General features: G+C 63.0%; 15 protein-coding genes and 2 pseudogenes. 11 read left to right on the top strand and 6 right to left on the bottom strand.

What is annotated here, in order from left to right; translation table 11 throughout:
* The first annotated feature begins 5 nt into the window (after nt 1-5).
* Nucleotides 6-473 carry a DUF1579 domain-containing protein gene (locus tag MHI61_RS17465; protein ID WP_239789869.1) on the top strand — a complete coding sequence of 156 codons (468 nt, stop codon included), beginning with the start codon at nt 6-8 and terminating at the stop codon, nt 471-473.
* A gap of 50 nt (nt 474-523) precedes the next feature.
* Nucleotides 524-1,303: a VOC family protein gene (locus MHI61_RS17460; RefSeq protein ID WP_239789868.1), complete on the top strand. Its 780-nt coding sequence runs from the start codon at nt 524-526 to the stop codon at nt 1,301-1,303.
* 235 nt (nt 1,304-1,538) lie between these two features.
* On the opposite strand, the gene MHI61_RS17455 is transcribed toward MHI61_RS17460, so the two are convergent.
* The 3 genes from MHI61_RS17455 to MHI61_RS17445 all read right to left on the bottom strand — a co-directional run bounded on the left by MHI61_RS17455 (nt 1,539) and on the right by MHI61_RS17445 (nt 7,038).
* Nucleotides 1,539-3,059: an ABC-F family ATP-binding cassette domain-containing protein gene (locus tag MHI61_RS17455; protein ID WP_239789867.1), complete on the bottom strand. Its 1,521-nt coding sequence runs from the start codon at nt 3,057-3,059 to the stop codon at nt 1,539-1,541.
* A 509-nt stretch (nt 3,060-3,568) separates the two neighbouring features.
* Nucleotides 3,569-5,164 (bottom strand): ABC-F family ATP-binding cassette domain-containing protein, encoded by a 1,596-nt coding sequence (locus tag MHI61_RS17450; RefSeq protein WP_239789866.1) that lies wholly within the window; start codon nt 5,162-5,164, stop codon nt 3,569-3,571.
* A gap of 314 nt (nt 5,165-5,478) precedes the next feature.
* A complete protein-coding gene (locus MHI61_RS17445; RefSeq protein ID WP_239789865.1) occupies nt 5,479-7,038 on the bottom strand; it encodes a helicase HerA-like C-terminal domain-containing protein in 1,560 nt (519 codons plus the stop codon).
* A 212-nt stretch (nt 7,039-7,250) separates the two neighbouring features.
* Here MHI61_RS17445 and MHI61_RS17440 point away from each other — a divergent pair, with 212 nt between their 5' ends.
* From MHI61_RS17440 to MHI61_RS17430, 3 genes and pseudogenes are all read left to right on the top strand, one after another.
* Nucleotides 7,251-7,643, top strand: coding sequence for a hypothetical protein (locus tag MHI61_RS17440; RefSeq protein WP_239789864.1), 393 nt, complete (start codon nt 7,251-7,253; stop codon nt 7,641-7,643).
* A 135-nt stretch (nt 7,644-7,778) separates the two neighbouring features.
* Nucleotides 7,779-8,205: pseudogene (locus MHI61_RS17435) on the top strand (NUDIX domain-containing protein).
* 141 nt (nt 8,206-8,346) lie between these two features.
* Nucleotides 8,347-8,664 (top strand): hypothetical protein, encoded by a 318-nt coding sequence (locus MHI61_RS17430; protein ID WP_097666137.1) that lies wholly within the window; start codon nt 8,347-8,349, stop codon nt 8,662-8,664.
* 12 nt (nt 8,665-8,676) lie between these two features.
* Here the strand turns inward: MHI61_RS17430 and zwf are convergent, their stop codons facing one another.
* Together zwf and MHI61_RS17420 are read right to left on the bottom strand one after the other, a co-directional pair.
* Complete coding sequence (gene zwf / locus MHI61_RS17425) at nt 8,677-10,194, bottom strand: glucose-6-phosphate dehydrogenase (RefSeq protein ID WP_239789863.1); 1,518 nt, start codon at nt 10,192-10,194, stop codon at nt 8,677-8,679.
* A 183-nt stretch (nt 10,195-10,377) separates the two neighbouring features.
* Nucleotides 10,378-11,244, bottom strand: a pseudogene (locus tag MHI61_RS17420) (LysR substrate-binding domain-containing protein); the annotation flags it as partial.
* A gap of 174 nt (nt 11,245-11,418) precedes the next feature.
* Between MHI61_RS17420 and speB the strand changes: the two are divergent.
* From speB to MHI61_RS17390, 6 genes are all read left to right on the top strand, one after another.
* A complete protein-coding gene (gene speB, locus MHI61_RS17415) occupies nt 11,419-12,477 on the top strand; it encodes an agmatinase (protein WP_239789862.1) in 1,059 nt (352 codons plus the stop codon).
* A gap of 104 nt (nt 12,478-12,581) precedes the next feature.
* Nucleotides 12,582-13,664, top strand: coding sequence for an ABC transporter substrate-binding protein (locus MHI61_RS17410; protein ID WP_239789861.1), 1,083 nt, complete (start codon nt 12,582-12,584; stop codon nt 13,662-13,664).
* 60 nt (nt 13,665-13,724) lie between these two features.
* Nucleotides 13,725-14,759 (top strand): ABC transporter ATP-binding protein, encoded by a 1,035-nt coding sequence (locus MHI61_RS17405; protein WP_077994770.1) that lies wholly within the window; start codon nt 13,725-13,727, stop codon nt 14,757-14,759.
* Entirely contained in the window at nt 14,756-15,613 is an 858-nt protein-coding gene (locus MHI61_RS17400; RefSeq protein WP_064706566.1) for an ABC transporter permease, read from the top strand. The genes MHI61_RS17405 and MHI61_RS17400 overlap by 4 nt, the downstream gene beginning before the upstream one ends.
* On the top strand, nt 15,610-16,407 hold the full coding sequence (locus MHI61_RS17395; protein WP_239789860.1) for an ABC transporter permease: 798 nt from the start codon (nt 15,610-15,612) through the stop codon (nt 16,405-16,407). The genes MHI61_RS17400 and MHI61_RS17395 overlap by 4 nt, the downstream gene beginning before the upstream one ends.
* Before the next feature lie 186 nt (nt 16,408-16,593).
* Nucleotides 16,594-17,613 (top strand): Ldh family oxidoreductase, encoded by a 1,020-nt coding sequence (locus tag MHI61_RS17390; RefSeq protein WP_239792863.1) that lies wholly within the window; start codon nt 16,594-16,596, stop codon nt 17,611-17,613.
* 81 nt (nt 17,614-17,694) lie between these two features.
* Here the strand turns inward: MHI61_RS17390 and tam are convergent, their stop codons facing one another.
* Nucleotides 17,695-18,465: a trans-aconitate 2-methyltransferase gene (gene tam / locus MHI61_RS17385; RefSeq protein WP_239789859.1), complete on the bottom strand. Its 771-nt coding sequence runs from the start codon at nt 18,463-18,465 to the stop codon at nt 17,695-17,697.
* Between the last annotated feature and the right edge of the window lie 41 nt (nt 18,466-18,506).

Below are 18,506 nucleotides of genomic sequence, written 5' to 3'. Positions count from 1 at the left end.
AGAGGATGATGAAGACGGCTGAAGTGCTGAAGGAACATTCCTTCCTGGAACGACTGGTCGGCGACTGGAGCGTCACCGCACCCGAGATGGGCGACGGCGACGACTGGACGGAGACCGTCCGCTCGCTGCACGGAATCTGGTTCGTCGCCGAAGGGCACGGCCGCATGCCCGACGGCAAACAGGCCACCACGATCCTGACGCTCGGCTACAACGCCGAAAAGGGCAAGTATGTCGGCAGCTGGATCGGCTCGATGATGGACTTCATGTGGGTCTATGAAGGCGAGGTCGATGCCTCCGGCGACGTGCTCGACCTCTATACGACGGGACCCGACTTCAATGGCGAGGGCCTGGCCGATTACCGCGAGCAGATCACCTTCATCAACCCCGATCACCGCACCTTCACCTCCAGCGCCAGACAGGCCGACGGCTCCTGGAAGCAGTTCATGGAAGCGCATTACACCCGCAAGATCTGACAATCACGGCGCCGCAAGCATCGCAGAGGCGTCAGAAAAGGGAGAGTTCTATGTCCAAGACGCATGGAAAGTTCATCTGGTGCGAGCTGATGACCCCCGACACCGCAGCCGCCGCGAAATTCTACAGCTCCGTCGTCGGCTGGACCACCTCCGAAATGAAGGTCGAGGGCATGCCGACCTATACGGTCTTCGAGGCGAACGGCATCGGCGTCGGCGGCGTGATGGAATTTCCGGCCGAACTCGAAGGCCAGGGCATTCCGCCGAACTGGACGGGCTATGTCGGCGTCGATGACGTCGACCAGTCGGCAAAGGATTTCGCCGCCAATGGCGGTGCTGTGCGCCGTCCACCGCAAGACATCCCGACCATCGGCCGTTTCGCCGTCGTCGCCGATCCGCATGGCGCGGTGCTCTGCATCATGACGCCGGCGCCGATGGAACAGAGCTGGCCTGAACTGGCCTTCGACGCGCCGGGCAACATCGGCTGGCGCGAGCTGTATTCCGGCAACGGCAAGGACGCGCTTGCCTTCTATACCAAGCTGTTCGGCTGGACCAAGGACAGCGAGATGGATATGGGCGCGATGGGCGTCTACTACATCTTCGCCCATGACGGCCGGCAGACCGGCGGCATGATGACCAAGCCCGACAACATGCCGATGCCCTTCTGGTGCTATTATTTCATCGTGCCCACCCTCGATGCCGCGATCGAACGCGTCACCTCGGGCGGCGGCAAGGTCGTCAACGGCCCGATGGAAGTCCCCGGCGGCAGCTGGATCATCCAGGCCACCGACCCGCAGGGCGCCTTCTTCTGTTTGGTTGCGCCGAAGCGGTAGGCGCTGTGCCGGGCGGCAGGCCCTCATCCGGCTGCCGCCACCTCTCCCGTTCTGACGGGGAGAAGGGACATGCCTCAAGGTCCCCGTTTCACGCCACCTCTCTTATGGCACGTCCCCTCTCCCCGTCAGAACGGGGGTCCGCAGGACGGGTCGAGACAAGTGGCTCGACCCCGGCAAGGCTAGGGTGAGGGGCTGCGCCTGAAACGTTGAGGGCGGCACGGCACGCCCCCATCCATCACCCCGCCACCGAAGCAAAAAAACCTTCCGGGCTCTCCACTTCCACCAGCCGCTTCTTCTCGATCAGCCAGAAGCGGTTGCCCACCGCCCGCACGAAACTGCGGTCGTGCGATACCAGCAGGCAGCTCGCCTCTTGCGCCATCAGCTCGTTTTCGAGCGCTTCCTGTCCCTCGATGTCGAGGTGGTTGGTTGGCTCGTCGAGCAGATAGAAGTTCGGCTCCGTCAACCGCAGCACCAGCATGCCGAGCCGCGCCTTCTGGCCGCCGGAAAGCTGGCCGATCGGTTTTGCCTGCATGTCGATCGTCATGCCGGCGCCGGCCAGCAGGGCGTGCGCCCTGTGGTCGCCGACATCGAAACGGCGGATGATCGTGCCGATCGGCGTGTCGCCGTCGGCAAGATCGGCAAGCGCCTGGTCGCCATAGCCGAGGACCAGCGACGGCGTCGCCTTGATGCAGCTTGGCGCCGTCTCCGGCCTTTCGATCGCTTGCTTCAGCATCGAGACCAGCCGCGACTTGCCGACGCCGTTAAGGCCGAGGAGCACGATGCGGTCACCCTGGCAGATGAATTGCCGGCCGGTCCTGAACAGCAGCGTTCCATCCGGCGTCGTCACCGCCGCATCCTCCAGCGTCACCAGCACCTTGGCATGCGTGCCGCGGTTGGCAAGCCGGATCGCGCCGGCCGAGCGCTCCAGATGCGCCGGTTTTGCCGCATCCTCCAGCTTCTCCGCCCGCTGTTTCAACTGCTTCGTCTTCACGACGAGCAGGTCGCTGCCGGAATTGATGCCGATATTGTTGAGCTTGGCGGCCTGTTTGCGCAACTGCTCCGCCGTCTTCATGTCGCGCTCGTAGCGTCGCGCTTCGGCGGCGTCGGCCTCGTCGAGGGCGGCGCGCGCCCTGGAATAGGGGAGTGCAAAGACCGGCGATTGTTCCGGCCGCAGGAACAGCGTTCGGTTGGTCGTCGCATCGAGAAAGGCGCGGTCATGGCTGGAGAGGATCACCGGCACGTCGCGCGGCAGCGCATTCAGCCAGCTTTCCAGCTGCGCGATCTTTTCGAGATCGAGATGGTTGGTCGGCTCGTCGAGCAGAAGCACGTCGGGTTCGCTCACCCAGGCGCGGGCCAGCATGGCAAGCCGCTGCCAACCGCCGCTCAACTGCTGCAGCGGCCGCCGGCGCATGGCCTCCGGCACGTCGAGCGATTCTAGCACGACGTCGACGCGCCAGCTCTCGCTTTCGGCCTGATCGGCCGGCAGAGCCTGCAGCACCGCATCGTAAAACGCCGTGTCGAAAAGAGCGGCCGGCACATTCTGGGCGACATGGCCGATGGTCAGCCCGCGCGCCTTGGTGATTTCGCCCTCGCTCGGCTCGAGCGCGCCGGTGATGCAGGCAAGCAGGGTGGACTTCCCGCGCCCGTTGGCGGCGACGAGGCCGATGCGGTCGCCGGCATTGACGACGAGGTTAAACTTGGAAAACAACGGGTTGCCCAGCGTCACGCCGAGGTTGCGGATAGTGATGAGTGTCATGATCGTTCTCTGGTCTTGACCGGGAGCGGGGCATCCGGGGCATCAGCCATCACGGAATTGCGCCTTTCAGGCCCGGGACGTTACAGAAATGCACGCGCAGCTTGGAGACGGCGCCGCATTTGCCACGAAGGGCAGACCAGGAAGAGATGTCGAGAAACGGTCTCTGGTCAGCCCTGCAAACGCATTTGCAGGGCGTCAACGGGACCACGCTGGCGATGATGCCGGAAGTAAGTTTGCATAGCGTGATCCTCCTTTCTCGAATGGGTTGCAGGATTTGAAATACCATCGCCCGCAGGAAGAGGCAAGAGAACCCCGGTTACCGGGATTTCCGGTGGCCAGGGTCCTCGATGCCCAAGAGAGCCTCATCCTGAGGTGCCCCGCAGGGGCCTCGAAGGGCGAGGCGGGTGCGCTGGCGCCGATGAATGCAGGGAGCATCGTTGGAGCGTGTCCTTCGAGGCTCCGGCCTCTGGCCTACGCACCTCAGGATGAGGGAGCTTGGTGGGGGCCGCCTAACCAACTGCATCACCGCCAACCAATTCCAGCCGCCGCTCTATCCCGATGCTCTCAAGAAATCTTTCGTCATGACTGACGACCAGCAGAGCCCCGTCATAGGCGCCGAGACCCGCCTCGACCGCTGATATCGAGTCGATGTCGAGATGGTTGGTCGGCTCGTCGAGGATCAGCAGCGGCGGCGGCGCGGCGCCGAGCGTGCAAGCAAGGCCGGCGCGCAGCAATTGCCCGCCGCTGAGCGTCGAGACCGTCTGCAGCGCCGCATCGGCCCGGAACATGAAGCGGGCAAGCGCGGCGCGGCAGGTGTTTTCATCGGAAAGCGGATTGATCCGGCGAAAATTATCGCGGATCGAGGCCGACGGATCGAGAAGGCTGACCTTCTGATCGAGCATTGCAAAGCCGGTCATCACGGCGACCGTGCCGGCCCAGGGTTTCAACGCGCCGGTTACAAGCGCCAGCAGCGTCGTCTTGCCTGAACCGTTGCGGCCGGTGAGGGCGATCCGTTCCGGCCCCGTCACATCGAAGGAGAGATTGCGGATGACGGCATCTCCCGGTCGATAGCCCGCCGTCACGGCCTCCATCTTCAGCACGACCTTGCTGGCGGGCAGCCCGGTCGGCGGCAGGTTGACCGACAGGGGCTGGAGGATCTCGATCTTCTCGCGCGCCGCTTTTGCCTCCTCCAGCGCCTCAGTGCGCCGGCGTTCGGCGAGCCGGGCATTGTCGCCACCGGTCGTCTCGCTCCGCTCCTTCATGCCGCCGAGCAGGATGCGGGGGATGCCGCCCTTGGCCGCCTTCTTCCGCCCGGCGCTGTCGCGGTGCGCCTGGCGCTCCACCGTCGCCTGCGTCTTCCTTGCGACCTCGGCTATGCGCTTTTCGGCATCGGCGAGGTCATGTTCGGCTGCGGCAAGCTCTAGCGCCTTGCGCTCGCGATAATGGCTCCAGCTGCCGCCATAGCGGGTGGCGCCGAGCGAGGTCAGTTCAACGATCTGATCGACGCTTTCGAGCAATTCCCGGTCATGGCTGACGATGATCGCGCCGGCCCGCCAGCCTGACATCAGCGCGATCACCGCCGCGCGGCCGTCGCGATCGAGATTGTTGGTGGGTTCGTCGAGCAGCAGGAAATCCGGCTCGGTGAATACAAGCGCGGCAAGCCCGGCCCGCGTGCGCTGCCCGCCTGAGAGTGCGGCAAGCGGCGTCTGCGGTTCCGCATCGAGCCCGGTGCGGCCGAGTGCTGCGGCGATGCGCGCCGGGAGCATCCAGTCGGCCGACGCAAGCTCTTCGGCGGTTGCCCTGCCGGCTTCGGCACGGTGGAGAACAGCAAGCGCTTCGGCGATACCGAAGAGATCGGCAATGGTTTCCTTCGGCGCGATCTGCACGTTCTGGCGCAGAATGCCGAGGCTGCCGCTGACCGATATCGTCCCGGACTGCGGCCGGAGCTCACCGGAGACGAGCTTCAGCAGCGTCGTCTTGCCGACGCCGTTGCGGCCGACGAAACCCGTGCGCTCCGGCCCGAAGCTCAGGTCAAGATTGGAAAAAAGCGGCCGTCCGTCAGGCGCGGACCACGAAATCTGGGAAAGGGTGATGGATGCAGGCATGGATGTAGATGTCCCCGTTGGCAAGGCGAACTGGCGTTGCGATCGGGTTGAAATCCATTGCGGCACACATCCTGTTGAAATGATCGATGGCGGGCAATTTAGGGAATGAAGGCGTCAGGTTCAAGACGGGAACGCAGTCTTACAGAAAGCCGCCCCTCACCCTAGCCCTCTCCCCGTAAAAGGGGAAGAGGGGACGTGCCATGCGAGAGGTGTGCAAAGGACGGAGAGGTTGCGACTATCTTCCTTCGCCCCGTTTACGGGGAGAAGATGCCGTCAGGCGGATGAGGGGCTTACGGCGCGGCGCCGGCAAATAGCTACCTTTTCAAGCTCCCCAGGATCCCGCGCACCAGCGCCCGGCCGACCTGGGTCGCCACCGTGCGGACCACGCTTTTCATCGCCGCTTCCACCACGGTTTCGCGCTGGTAGCCGGACGACCTGCCGCGCGACTGGCCGCGGCGCTGCTGACTGTCGTCATTGCCGCCGAAGCCCGGCAGCGTCCAGCCGGAGGTGGTGCCGGGCTGCTCGGCTGCTTCTTCCTGCGCCCGCTTGGCGGCGTCGGCTTCCGCCGCCTTCCTGGCGCGCGCCGCCAGCATCTCGAAGGCGGATTCGCGGTCGAGATCCTCGTCATAGACGCCGAGCACCGGGCTTCTGTCCATCACCTGCTGGCGCTCGGCATCCGTCACCGGGCCGACTCGGCCGGATGGCGGGCGGATCAGCGTGCGCTCGACGATCGAGGGCGCCCCCTTGATCTCCAGCGTCGAGACCAGCGCCTCGCCGGTGCCGAGATTGGTGATGACCGTGGCACAGTCGAAGGCCGGGTTGGGGCGGAAGGTCTCGGCCGCCGTCTTCACCGCCTTCTGCTCGCGCGGCGAATAGGCACGCAACGCGTGCTGGGCACGGTTGCCGAGCTGGGCAAGCACCGTTTCCGGCACGTCGAGCGGGTTCTGCGTCACGAAATAGACGCCGACACCCTTGGAACGGATCAGCCGCACCACCTGCTCGACGCGTTCGACCAGCACCTTCGGCGCGTCGTTGAACAGCAGATGCGCTTCGTCGAAGAAGAAGACGAGTTTCGGCTTTTCCGGGTCGCCGATCTCGGGCAGTTCCTCGAACAGCTCCGACAGCAGCCAGAGCAGGAAGGTGGCGTAAAGGCGCGGGTTCATCATCAGCTTGTCGGCGGCAAGCACCGAGATCTGGCCATAGCCGTTATTGCTGGTGCGCATGATGTCGGTGATCTTCAGCGCCGGCTCGCCGAAGAAATGCTCCGCACCCTGCTGTTCGAGAACGAGCAGCGCCCGCTGGATCGAGCCGACCGACGCCCTGGAGATCAGCCCGTACTGGTTGGAAAGCGCGCTGGCATTCTCGCCCATATAGTTGAGCAGCGAGGTGAAATCCTTGAGGTCGAGCAGCGGCAGCCCGGCCTCGTCGGCGATCTTGAAGGCGATGTTGATGACGCCTTCCTGCGGTTCGGAGGCATCCATCAGCCGGGCGAGCAGCAGCGGTCCCATCTCGGCGACGGTGGTGCGCACCCGGTGGCCCTTCTGACCGAACAGATCCCAGAAGATCACCGGAAACAGGTCGAATTCATAATCGGCAAAGCCGATCTGCTCGGCCCGCTTGGTGAGGAAATCCTTGGGCTCGCCCCTGGCGGCGATGCCGGAAAGATCGCCCTTGATGTCGGCCGCAAACACCGGCACGCCGGCCCGCGAAAAACCTTCGGCCAGCACTTGCAGCGTCACCGTCTTGCCGGTGCCGGTGGCGCCGGTGACGAGGCCGTGGCGGTTGCCGAATTTCAGGTCGAGATATTCCGGCTTGTTGATGCTGTCGTCGGGATTGCGGCTCGCGCCGATGAAAATCTTGCCGTCCTCGATCATCCGCAACTCTCCCTTCGGCGCCGCCGCCATTTGTTGAGAAGGCTTGGGCTTGCGCCGCCTTCATCGAACCATCGTTTCCCTGTTATAAGCAGGCGGAAGGACGCGGACAACTGTTTGCATGGAAAGCAAAACCGCCGTTTGAAAGCGCAGCTTGAGTTGCGATCGAACTTCGAATAACGTTGACGTTAACGTCAAAATAACAGGAGGCTGACATGAATGAAATTGTAACCCAGATCGCCGATCGCGTGGGTATTGCGCCGGATCTGGCCGAAAAGGCGCTCGGCATGATGCTCGGCTTCCTGCAGCGCGAGGCGGCCGATGGCCCTGTCGCCCGGATGATCGAAGCGATCCCCGGCGGCGCTGATCTCGTCGCCCAGTTCAACGGCGCCGGTGCCGGCGGTGGTGGTCTGCTCGGCGGGCTGATGAGCTCGCTCGGTGGTGGCGGGATCATGGGCCTCGGCCAGCAGCTGATGAGCGAGGGCCTCGGCATGGGCGAAATCACTTCGCTCGCCAAGGAAACCATCGCCATCGCCAAGCAATATGCCGGCGACGAGGTCGTCGACGAGGTCGTCGCTTCCGTCCCCGGCCTCAGCCAGTTCGTCTGAGTGACGACGACCAGAAGTCTTCGCGGTTCGCCGCGTGGCTTCTGGTCGCCCTTGCCATGTAGCCTCGTCCGGCTAATTGAGGATTTCCGCCGAAAGAAGGAGAGCCGCATGACCGTCTGACGTCCGCCGCAGCAGATCAGTGAAGGTGATCGGCCTTGCCTGGAGGCAAGATCGGCTGTTCGCCGCGGAAGTGGAGGATGACGGCGGCCGCATCAAGGGCATTCGCCCGCTCGGCGGCTCGATCGAATTCGGCGAGACGCGCGAACAGGCCCTGCAGCGCGAATTCCGGGAGGAACTCGAAACGGCGATCCGCATCGTCGGCCCCTGGCATCTGCTCGAAAACATCTTCGAGCATCATGGCGCGACCGGTCACGAATATATCTTCGCCGCCGATATCGAACTCGCCGAGGCATCGCTCTATGCGCGTGACGAAATCCGCTATGCCGAGCTCGACGAGACGGCGGCGACGGCGCGCTGTTTCGGCCGCGACATGGTGCGCGATGCCGACATCGATCTCTATCCGACAGGGCTGGAGAAAGTGCTGTCACGCTGGCGCGATTGAGCCTTAATGCATGTCGCGCGTTTCCACACGCAGCCGGTAGTCTGTTCGCTAAACTTTGATCGCCGGCGCCCGTTCCATAGGGAACAAGCAAAGCCGGATCGCTGTTTCTGTCGCATCGCCGACACCAGAAGGAACAGCATCATGCGCAGGTTTATTGCAGCAACGTCGATCGCTCTCCTCAGCCTCTCCGCGCCGGTCCTCGCTCAGTCGAACATGGGCATGGATGCCAGCGGCCGGATCGACGGCACGCCGCCGCTCGGCACGTCGCCGGGCGCCGAGACACAAAGGGGGCTGGTCATCCCGCTCGATTCGATCGAAACCGGCAGCATCGACAACGGCGCCCCGAGCGGCCGCGTCGACTGGGCGCGCTGCCCGCCGCCGAAGGCCCGCGGCGCGCTGGCGACCGAAGGCGGCAATAGCGGCGCCTCCGTCAGCCCCGCCTGCCGTGAAGGTCGATAAAGGAGAAGGGCGCTATTTGCCGTTCTTCGCCTGGCTGTGCAGGATGACGCCGAGTTCATGCCATTTGCGTCCGTCGCGCTCGATGAGGCGGTCGGCGCAGGCCGGCCCCATGCTGCCCGGGGCGTAAGTCTCGGGTATGCTCACATCCTTTACCCAGGTGTCGAGGAAGGGCTGTACCGCCGCCCAGCCGGCCTCGATGCCGTCGGCGCGCTGGAAGAGCGTCTGGTCGCCGATGAAGAGGTCGTAGAGCAGCGATTCATAGCCTGTGGTCTTGCCGATATCGAACTTGTCGGCATAGCGGAAGTCGAGGGAAACAGGCGTGGTATCGACCGAAAGCCCCGGCGACTTGATCGAGATTTCCATGCTCATGCCCTCATCCGGCTGGACCTGGATCACCAGCCGGTTCGGCGGCAGGCGGCGATTGACCTCGGTCTCGCGGAACTGCGCGAAGGGCACCGGCTGGAAGCTGATGACGATCTCGGTGTCGCGCGCCGTCAGCGCCTTGCCGGTTCTCAAGTAGAAGGGTACGCCCGCCCAGCGCCAGGTATCGGCATAGAGCTTCAGCGCCACATAGGTTTCGGTCCGGCTGTCCGGCGAGACGTCCTTGGTGTCGCGATAGGCCGGAAGCTCGACGCCGTTCAGCGGACCGGCCGTATAGGCGCCGCGCACGCCGTGCGTCTTTGCCTCCTCGAGCGTATAGATGCGCAGCGCCTTCAGCACCTTGCTTTTCTCGTTGCGGATCGCTTCGGCGTCGAAGCTGTTCGGCGGCTCCATGGCGATCATCGCCAGCAGCTGGAAGAGATGGTTCGGCACCATGTCGCGCAGCGCGCCTGTGGCATCGTAAAATTTGCCGCGGCTGCCGACATCGACGATCTCGGCGGCGGTGATCTGCACATGATCGATATAGCGGCTGTTCCACAGCGACTCGATGATCATATTGGCAAAACGCGCCGTCATCAGGTTCTGCACGGTCTCCTTGCCGAGGAAATGGTCGAGCCGGTAGACTTGGTTTTCCTCGATCTGGGCGAGGATCTGGGCATTGAGCGCCCGTGCCGAGGCAAGGTCGGTGCCGAACGGCTTCTCGATCGCGACACGGCGGAAAGTGCCGTCCCTTTCGTCGGTCAGGCCATGGGCGGCGAGCTTTTCGACGATCGAGCCGAAGAAGGATGGCGGCACGGCAAGATAGAAGGCGGCATTGGCATCCGGCCCCAGACGCTTGCCGATCTCGAGGAAAATATCGTCCTTGGTGAAATCACCCGATGTGTAGCTTATGCGCCGGCGCAGGCTCTCCCAGGCTTCGTCCTTGACCGTCTGCTCCTCGCCGTTGAGGTGATTGAGGAACGCGTCGAGCCGGCCGCGCAGGAATTCATCGTCGCCCGGCTCGATGCCGATGCCGAGAATATTGAGATCCTCGCCGACGAGGCGCTGGCGCGTCAGGTTGATGATCGCCGGCACCAGCAGCCGGCGCGTCAGATCGCCGGTGGCGCCGAAGATGACGAGGGTGACCGGCGGGGTAGGGGCAGCGTGCATGTATCATCTCCGAGATTTTGTGTCCGACTATAAAGCCTGCCGGTTCCGTCGCAACATAGGCGGCGAGGGGTAACAGGCATTTGACATTTCGGGGCAGCAGGGGTGCCGAGACCCCCGGTGGCTGCAAGAGGAGGCAATGTCATGGTTGGCTCTCGATCAAGCAATCAGTGCTCAGTTATGGACGAGCGAAGCATAGAACCAGTCGATGAAGACACGGACGATTGGCGTCGCATGAGCCTCGGTTCGGCAGGCCACATAGACCGCGTCGTTGGCCGGGACCGTAAGGTCGAATGGCGCGATCAGCTCGCCCCGCGCGATCATGTGCGCGGTGGTGATATTGTCGCCGAGCGCAACGCCGTGGCCGTGCATGGCCGCCTCGATCGATAGGCGAGCGTCGCTCATCATGTGCTGGCGCGCCGGCAGCGCAATGCCGGCGGCGGTCAGCCAGGTGTTCCACTCATTGCCGCGATCGGCGTGCAGCAGCATATGGTCACGCAGGTCGCGCGGGGAGCGCAGTGGACGCCTGTTCATGAGCGCCGGGCTGACGACAGGGAAGAGCTCCATCCGGCTCCACAGGCGCGACCAATAATTGGGCCAGTTGCCGCTGCCGTAGAGAATGCACAGGTCGACATTTGGGGAGTTCAGATTGTTCGGTTCGTTCGAGGCGCGCAGGTCGAGCTGGATGTCGGGATATTGATCGGTGAATTCCTGAAGCCGCGGGATAAGCCACAGCGACAGTACTGCCGCAACACAGGTCACGCGCAGCGTGCCGCCGGTCGAGGGCCGGGTCATCGCGGCTTTCGCTGCTGCGATGTCCGAAAATGCGTTGGAAACGACCGGCATCAGCAACGCACCCTGGCTTGTAAGCTTCAGCCATTTGCCGCCGCGTTCGAATAGGCGCACGCCTAGCGATTCCTCTAATGTGCGTATCTGATGGCTGATCGCGCCGTGGGTGACATTCAACTCGCGGCCCGCCGCGGAAACCGATCCATGGCGGGCGGTTGCCTCAAACGCGCGTAGCGGGTTGAGGGGCGGCAGACGGCTGGACATAAGGCAATGACCTGTGAGAAAAACTCGCACGAAGCTGTATATTAATATCAATTGATTTTCCAGCGAGCTTGCCGTTCAATCACTAAAAGAAGCCATCGGCCTCTGCGGCAAAGCTGCAGCCGAGGACCGATTTGCCATCCTGATCGCAACATCGTCACCCTCAAGAAGGCCGTCATGTCCTGGAATGAAACCAAGCTTTCCGAACTCCGAGCCAGATATGGCGACAGCCACGGCGGTGAGTTGCACCATCCTGAGTTCCGCAAGGTCGCGGAGAAGATCTTTAACAAGAGCGGCACCCGGCTCGCGCCCTATTCGGGAGTCCCGACATTCCTCTCCGCCCCGCTGATGCAGGTCGACAACGAGGATCCGGATTTCGGTGATCTGCAGGTCGCGATCCTCGGCGTGCCGATGGATCTGGGGGTGACGAACCGCCCAGGCTCACGCTTCGGGCCGCGCGCGCTACGCGCCATTGAGCGGATCGGGCCTTACAATCACGTGCTCGGCTGCGCGCCGGTTCAGGAACTGCGCGTGGCAGACATTGGCGATGTGGCGTTTCAGAGCCGCTACCGGCTGGAATTGTCGCACGAGGATATCGAAAAAAGGGTGGCGCAGATAGTGGCGGCAGGCGTGCTGCCGCTCTCGGTAGGCGGCGACCACTCGATCACTCATCCGATTCTGCGAGCCGTCGGCAAGGAACGGCCAGTCGGCATGATCCATATCGACGCGCATTGCGATACCGGCGGCGCTTACGACCTGACCAAGTTCCACCACGGCGGGCCGTTCCGCAACGCGGTGCTCGACGGTGTGCTCGACCCGACGCGCGTGGTTCAGATCGGCATTCGCGGCTCGGCTGAATATCTCTGGGAGTTTTCTTATGCCTCGGGCATGACGGTGATCCATGCCGAGGAGATCTCGGCAATGGGCATTCCAGCAATTATTGAAAAGACGAAGGCCATCATCGGTGACGGGCCAACCTATCTTTCCTTCGACATCGACAGCCTCGATCCGTCTTTCGCGCCGGGCACCGGCACGCCGGAGATTGGCGGCTTCACCACCCGCGAGACGCTGGAGCTCATCCGCGGCTTCAAGGGAGTGAACCTGGTCGGCGGCGATGTCGTCGAGGTCGCGCCCCAGTATGACGCTACCACCAACACAGCCCATGCCGGCGCGCAGATGCTGTTCGAAATATTGAGCCTGATGGCGTTCAGCCCGGCAATCCGCCGCGCCGCCTGACGGCCCTGGCCGCAGCTCAAGGCCAGGAACGAAAAGAAGGCTGCAAAGGCCTCGAATAAACTGAAAGAGGGAAGCGGCGTGCCGCATCGGTTAGGAGAAAGACGATGACGAAATTGACAATGAACCGCCGCACCGTGCTCGGCCTCGGAATAGGTGCGGGTGTAGCCATGTTGGCAATGCCCAATGTGCTGCGCGCTCAGGACAAGTCGCTGAAGGTCGGTGTTTATGGCGGCTACTTCAAGGACTCGTTCGACAAGAACATCTTTCCGGAGTTCACCAAGGCGACCGGCATCGCGGTCGAATCCGTCGCAGAGCCGACCGGCGAGGCCTGGCTGGTGCAGATGCAGCAGGCAGCCAAGGCAGGCCAGGCGCCGGCTGACGTTTCGATGATGTCGCAGGTGTCGATGCGCAAGGGTCAGGCCACAGAGCTGTGGGCTCCGCTCGACCTCGCCAAGATCAAGAACTCCAGCAACCTGCTTGAGCGGTTCGTCAACAAATACCAGGATGGCCGCGTCGCCGGCATCGGCGCGGTCTCATGGTTCATCACCCTGGTCACCAACACCGATGTTTACAAGGAAGCGCCGACCAGCTGGACCGCGCTGTGGGATCCCGCCAATGCCGACAAGCTTGGTCTGCTGGCGCTCGTCTCCAACTCCTTCCTGCTCGACGTGACGGCAAAGACCTATTTCGGCGGGGCCCAGGCGCTCGACACCGAGGAGAACATCCTCAAGGTCTTCGCCAAGCTGGCCGAGCTGAAGCCGAATGTCCGCCTGTGGTATCGCGACGAGGCGCAGTTCGAACAGGCGCTAAAGTCGGGTGAAATCCCGATGGGACAGTATTATCACGACGTGACCGGCCTCGCCGCCGCGGACGGCCAACCCGTTCGCTCGACCTTCCCCAAGGAAGGCGGCATCCAGGACGCGGGCTCGTGGGCGCTGTCGAAGGCGTCGCAGAAGACGGAAGAGGCGCATATCTTCATCGACTATATGTGTCAGCCGTCCATCCAGGCCGTGCTGTCACGCAAGGTAGGCACGTCACCAACGGTCAAGCGCGAAACGACCGACCTGAACGAGAAGGAATTTGCGGCGGTTTCCTCCGACATCGAACCGATCATTCCACACTACGACATGTACATCTCCAAAGCCGACTGGCTGAACGAGAAGTGGACGGAAATGATCGCCAGCTGACACTGATCGTGCTTTCGCAGGCCCTGTTCAGGGGCCTGCCTTTCGGTTGGGAAGAGGCATATGTCGGGACTCACGCTTCAGAATATCGTCAAGGACTTCGGCGCCTTTCGCGCCGTCAACAATGTCGACCTGACGGTGCCGCACGGCGCATTCGTCTGTCTGCTCGGCCCCTCCGGCTGCGGCAAGACAACCTTGCTGCGCATGATCGCAGGTCTAGATCTGCCGACATCGGGCCGCATCACGCTCAATGGGAACGACATCACGAGGACGCCCACGCACCAGCGCGAGCTTGGCATGGTGTTCCAGTCGCTGGCGCTGTTCCCGCACCTGACGGTAGGCGAGAATATCGCCTATCCACTGCGCATTCGCGGCCGGCCGAAGGACGAGCAGGCAAAGCGCGTCGAAGAGCTGCTGGCGATGATTTATTTGCCGGGCTACGCTGATCGAGCCGTGTCGAAACTTTCGGGCGGCCAGAGGCAGCGCGTCGCAATCGCTAGGGCACTGGCGATTTCGCCAAAACTCTTTTTGCTCGACGAGCCGCTGTCGGCGCTTGATGCCAAGCTGCGGGAAGCCATGCAGGTGGAGCTTCGCCAGCTTCATCAGCGGCTCGGCATCACCACGATCGCCGTCACGCACGACCAGCGCGAGGCGATGACCATGGCCGATACGGTGGTGGTCATGAACGGCGGTCAGATACGCCAGGCGGCGTCGCCGACCGAAATTTATCGTAGGCCGGCAGACAGCTTCGTAGCGGATTTCATTGGCCAAACAAATCTGGTCGAGGCCAGGCGGGAGGGCGGCGCGGTCAGCATATTGGGGCAGCCGGTCGCCGACCTGTCGCTGTCGGCAGGGATCGAGCGCGCCACGCTCTCGATCCGGCCGGAAGACGTGCGCCTTGGCCCGCCGAAGGCCGGTGCACTGATGGGCGAGGTCATCTTCGTGCGCGATCTCGGCGGCGTCGTCGAAACCTTTGTCAATGTCGGCGGTCAGCAGTTCATTGCAGTCTCGACGCCGCGCGAGCGCCCTGACGTGGCGGTTGGCCAGAAGGTCGGCATTGCGCTCACCGACAAGGACTGCGTGGTGCTCGAGCAATGAGACGCGAAGCCCCCCAGACGCTTGGCGACTATGCCCCGCTAGCCTTCCCGGCGATCATGCTGATCGTCTTCTTCGTCGTGCCTTTCGGCACCATGATTTCCGTCAGCTTCTTCAAGCGCCAGCAGGGCGCCTTCTACACGCCTGATTTTGTCTTCGATAATTATGTCCGCTTCCTCTCTGCCTTCTTTGGCGGAGTGCTCAGCTTCTCGCTGATCCTTGCGATTGCGGTGGCCGTCATGTGTGTCGTTCTGGCCCTGCCTTTCACATATCTGCTGATCCGTATGAAGCGGAGCACCCAGGTGGTCTGGCTGGTCGCACTCCTTTCGATCCTGTCCCTTTCTGAGGTAATCATCGGTTTCGCCTGGTCGACGCTGTTTTCGCGCACGGCCGGCATCACCAACCTGTTCGTGTGGCTCGGCCTCATGCAGCAGGCAGTCGCCCTGACGCCGAGCATCGGGGCAGTTGTCACGGGCATGGTCTATCAGGCCTTCCCCTACACGGTCCTAGTCCTCTATCCCGCGCTGGTGCGGCTTGATCCGACGCTTTCGGAGGCCGCGCGTACGCTCGGCGCTTCGCCGGTCAAGGCATTCTTCACCGTCGTCGTGCCTGCGCTTCGCGATACGATCGTCGCCACGCTGATCATGGTCTTCATCTTCGCGCTCGGGTCCTATCTGTTGCCGCAACTGCTCGGCCGCCCGCAGCACTGGACGTTTTCCGTGCACATTACCGACCAGGCGATCTATCAATCGAACATGCCCTTCGCGGCTGCCATGGCGGTTTTCCTGGTGTTGGTCACACTAGCCCTTGTAGCGCTGACCCTGCTCGTTGGCCGCCGAGGAGGGGCGATCAAATGACTATTCTCCGCAACGTTCTTTTCGGGGTCGTCGGACTGTTTCTCGCTCTGCCGCTGATCGTCGTCGCCGGCGTGTCGGTCAACGCCAGGCAGAGCCTGACCTTCCCGCCGCAAGGCTTCTCGCTCGGCTGGTACGGTCAAATATTTCTCCACATGGAATGGCGCAACGCGCTGATCGCGTCACTTGTGCTCGCGCTCTCGTCGGCGGCGCTGGCAGTGCTGATCGCCTTGCCTCTAGCCTGGTTCCTATGGCGCCGCTACGCGCCCTGGGCCAATATCTTCCAGTTGCTCGGAGTGGCGCCCTTTACCTTGCCGCCGGTTATCACGGCGCTCGGCCTGCTGACTTTCTGGGCCACGACCGGATTTTACGGGCAGTCGTGGACGGCGGTGATCGGCCACGCCATCTTCTTCGTCACGCTACCGTTGGTGACCATTTCGCTCGGCTTTTCGGCCATCGATCGCTCGCTCGTAGAGGCCGCGTCGACCTTGGGCGGTGATGATCGCGCTGTGTTCCGAACCATCGTTCTGCCACTGATTTCGCCGTACATCGTGTCAGGCTACGCTTTTGCCTTTGTGCTATCGCTCAACGAATACATCGTTGCCTACATGACGGTCGGTTTCACGATGGAAACGCTGCCGATCAAGATCTTCAATTCGCTGCGTTACGGCTACACGCCGACCATGGCGGCGGTGACGGTCCTGTTTGTGGCGACGGCGGCGATCGTCTTCAGTCTCGTCGCACGCTTCGGCGACCTGCCGAAACTGCTGGGCGCGATGACTTCCAGCGAGCCCTGATCGAGGCAACCCATCGCCGCCACGGAACCCTAGGGCGTCCTGCTGTTTGCCTCCGCCACCACTGGGCGTCGCGGCGGCGATCATTTGATGAACATCCTCAAAGCCGTTGAAGACTTTGCCGCGTGTGGCTGGCGCCCAAAGAGGCAGGGCGGGCGAAAACCGAACTTAACTTCGATGGAGAATCGGATGACTGAAGCCGTTACGATGAGCGTGGAAGCCCTGCAAAATCGCATCGTTGCCATCTTCGAGCGCGCAGGATTGAACAAGATCCAGGCGGCGGCTCTGGCCCATGTCATCGTGGCCGGAGAACGCGATGCCTGCAAGTCGCACGGCATTTACCGCATCGAGGGTGCGCTGCGCACGGTAAAGGCGGGCAAGGTGAAGCCCGATGCCGCTCCTGTTCTCGCGCCGGATGACGGCAGCGCGATCGTCAGGGTCGATGCGCAGGGCGGATTCGCAAATGCGGCGTTTGAGCTCGGCGTACCCGCCCTGGCGGAACGCGCAACGCGGCTTGGCATCGCCGCCATGATCATCAACGATTGCTCGCATTTTTCGGCCTTGTGGCCAGAGGTCGAGGCGGTGACCGCGCACGGTCTCGCAGCATTGGTGATGTGCCCGAGCTATGCGACGGTTGCCCCATCCGGAGGCAGCAAGCCTCTGCTCGGTACCAATCCGTTTGCCTTCGGCTGGCCTCGCAAGGACCAGCCGCCTTATGTGTTCGATTTTGCCACTTCGGTGGCCGCGCGCGGCGAGATCGAACTGCACCGCCGCGCTGGCAAGCAACTGCCGGAAGGTTGGGCGATTGACGCTGCCGGCAACCCAACCACTGACCCGGTTGCTGCGCTCGAAGGTGCAATGATGCCCTTCGGCGGCCACAAGGGGTCCGCCATCGCCACCATGATAGAGTTGCTCGCCGGCATCATGATCGGCGATCTCACCAGCCCCGAGGTTCTAGACTACCTCGGCACGACGATCTTGGCGCCGTTCCATGGCGAACTGATCATTGCAATGTCACCCGAAGCCTTCGCCAGAGGCCGCCCCGGCGATCCGTTCACGCGCGCCGAGGTGCTCTTCGAATCGATCGTCGGACAAGGTGCGCGGCTTCCGTCGCAGCGCCGCTTCGCCGCGCGCATCCAATCGGAAGCCAAAGGTATCAGCCTGACCGCAGCTGAGATTACCCAACTGGATGCGCTGTTGGCGGGCTGACCGCTCTAAAGCGCTCGCGTCAAACGGATTAGGGCAATCTGTGCGAATAGCCCGAGAGGTGAACATACCGGCCGCAATCGATCATTTCTTCACCACCACCATAAAAATTCGCGGGAACCGCAGCAGCACCCGCCCGTCCGACAGCCTCGGATAGGCCCTTTCCACCCGTTCCAGATAATCGGCCAGGAAAGCCTCGCGATGTCTTTCGCCGGCATGGGCGAGATAGGGCATCAGCCCGGTTCCCTTGACCCATTCGACGATCGCTGCAGCGTCGGCCATCGGATGATTGTAGATGGTGTGCCAGATATCGATGCGCGCCGCCTTGGCAATCAGCCTGGAATAATAGGTGGACGGCGGTGCCAGCGGCTGGCGACGCACGCTCTTTGCTTCGAAAGCGGCCTTCCAGGGGCCGACATGGGCGGTCTCTTCCATCGCCAGATGCGAGGGTTCGCCGAGATTGTCGGGCATCTGCACGGCCAGCACGCCGCCCGGGGAAAGCCCGTCCATCAGCCGGTCGAAAATGTCGAGATGATCGGGCAACCATTGGAAGACGGCATTGGCGAAGAGCAGCTCGGTGGGCTCTGCCGGCTGCCAGCTGCCAAGATCCGCCTCGACGAAGGCGGTGCCAGGAAGCCGCTTGCGGGCCGCCTCCAGCATATTGACGTCGCTGTCGAGGCCGGAGACGCTTTCGGCGCCATACCGCTCGATGACGAGTTCGGTCGAATTGCCCGGCCCGCAGCCGAGGTCGACGGCGCGGCCGATGCTCTGCAGCGGCACCTGCGCCAGAAGGTCACGCGCCGGTCGCGTGCGCTCGTCCTCGAATTTCACATATTGGCTGGCGGACCATGCCATGGCGGGACCTCCTGATGTCGGGCCACATTTCCCTGTGGCCC

This window comes from Rhizobium sp. K102, assembly GCF_022385315.1.
Lineage (GTDB): Bacteria > Pseudomonadota > Alphaproteobacteria > Rhizobiales > Rhizobiaceae > Rhizobium > Rhizobium croatiense.
Note: the sequence above shows the minus strand (reverse complement) of the source record. Positions and strands in the feature narration are given on the sequence as shown.

Excerpts from the sequence above, each read along its gene's own strand:
- zwf (WP_239789863.1), bottom strand. The coding sequence starts at position 10,194 with ATGCACGCTGCCCCTACCCCGCCGGTCACCCTCGTCATCTTCGGCGCC.
- MHI61_RS17440 (WP_239789864.1), top strand. The coding sequence starts at position 7,251 with ATGAATGAAATTGTAACCCAGATCGCCGATCGCGTGGGTATTGCGCCG.
- MHI61_RS17445 (WP_239789865.1), bottom strand. The coding sequence starts at position 7,038 with ATGATCGAGGACGGCAAGATTTTCATCGGCGCGAGCCGCAATCCCGAC.
- MHI61_RS17465 (WP_239789869.1), top strand. The coding sequence starts at position 6 with ATGATGAAGACGGCTGAAGTGCTGAAGGAACATTCCTTCCTGGAACGA.
- MHI61_RS17430 (WP_097666137.1), top strand. The coding sequence starts at position 8,347 with ATGCGCAGGTTTATTGCAGCAACGTCGATCGCTCTCCTCAGCCTCTCC.
- tam (WP_239789859.1), bottom strand. The coding sequence starts at position 18,465 with ATGGCATGGTCCGCCAGCCAATATGTGAAATTCGAGGACGAGCGCACG.
- MHI61_RS17405 (WP_077994770.1), top strand. The coding sequence starts at position 13,725 with ATGTCGGGACTCACGCTTCAGAATATCGTCAAGGACTTCGGCGCCTTT.
- MHI61_RS17455 (WP_239789867.1), bottom strand. The coding sequence starts at position 3,059 with ATGACACTCATCACTATCCGCAACCTCGGCGTGACGCTGGGCAACCCG.
- MHI61_RS17410 (WP_239789861.1), top strand. The coding sequence starts at position 12,582 with ATGACGAAATTGACAATGAACCGCCGCACCGTGCTCGGCCTCGGAATA.
- MHI61_RS17460 (WP_239789868.1), top strand. The coding sequence starts at position 524 with ATGTCCAAGACGCATGGAAAGTTCATCTGGTGCGAGCTGATGACCCCC.
- MHI61_RS17450 (WP_239789866.1), bottom strand. The coding sequence starts at position 5,164 with ATGCCTGCATCCATCACCCTTTCCCAGATTTCGTGGTCCGCGCCTGAC.
- MHI61_RS17395 (WP_239789860.1), top strand. The coding sequence starts at position 15,610 with ATGACTATTCTCCGCAACGTTCTTTTCGGGGTCGTCGGACTGTTTCTC.
- MHI61_RS17390 (WP_239792863.1), top strand. The coding sequence starts at position 16,594 with ATGACTGAAGCCGTTACGATGAGCGTGGAAGCCCTGCAAAATCGCATC.
- speB (WP_239789862.1), top strand. The coding sequence starts at position 11,419 with ATGTCCTGGAATGAAACCAAGCTTTCCGAACTCCGAGCCAGATATGGC.
- MHI61_RS17400 (WP_064706566.1), top strand. The coding sequence starts at position 14,756 with ATGAGACGCGAAGCCCCCCAGACGCTTGGCGACTATGCCCCGCTAGCC.